Source organism: Streptomyces sp. ID05-39B, from assembly GCF_033794725.1.
In the GTDB taxonomy this organism is placed as follows: domain Bacteria; phylum Actinomycetota; class Actinomycetes; order Streptomycetales; family Streptomycetaceae; genus Streptomyces; species Streptomyces bobili.
Genome location: NZ_JARGEF010000540.1, coordinates 1 through 750, shown reverse-complemented (window position 1 = coordinate 750; position 750 = coordinate 1). Strand labels below are relative to the sequence as shown.

Below are 750 nucleotides of genomic sequence, written 5' to 3'. Positions count from 1 at the left end.
GTGCGCACCTGACCGGCCTCGAACACCGCCTGCAACTCATCCAGCGCCCGCGCGCTGCCGGAAACCACAGTCGAACCCGGACCGTTGATCGCGGCGATCCCGATATCACCGTCCCAGCGCAACAGACGCGCCCGCACCTCACCCACCGGCAACGCGACGGACACCATGCCACCCCGCCCCGCCAGCACACGGATCACCCGACTGCGCAACGCCACCACCCGCGCCGCATCCTCCAGCGACAACGCACCCGCCACACACGCCGCGGCAATCTCCCCCTGCGAATGCCCCACCACCGCATCCGGCCGCAACCCATACGACTGCCACAACGCCGCCAGCGACACCATCACCGCGAACAACGCCGGCTGCACCACATCCACCCGCGACAACAACAACGCACCATCATCACCGTCACCGAGCAAGACCTCCAACAGATCCCACTCCACAAAAGCCGACAACGCCCGCGCGCATTCCTCCAGACGCACCCGGAACACCGGAGCACTCACATACAACTCACGAGCCATCGCATCCCACTGCGACCCCTGCCCCGGAAACACCAACACCGTCTTTCCGACCCCAGCAACCCCCGACACCACATTCTCAGCAGGAACACCCCGGGCCAGCGATCCCAACCCCGCCAGCAGCTCCTCACCCGAGGCCCCCACCACGACCGCACGATGCTCGAACGCAGAACGCCCGGCCAGCGTCGCCGCGACATCCACCACCGACAACCCAGAACCAGCAGCCGCAGCC

At 67.2% G+C, this 750-nt stretch carries 1 protein-coding gene; it reads right to left on the bottom strand.

Features of this window, described 5'->3' with window-relative positions; all coding sequences use genetic code 11:
• Nucleotides 1–750: acyltransferase domain-containing protein (locus tag P1P75_RS41780; RefSeq protein ID WP_319265327.1), on the bottom strand; the 750-nt coding region annotated here is incomplete at both ends.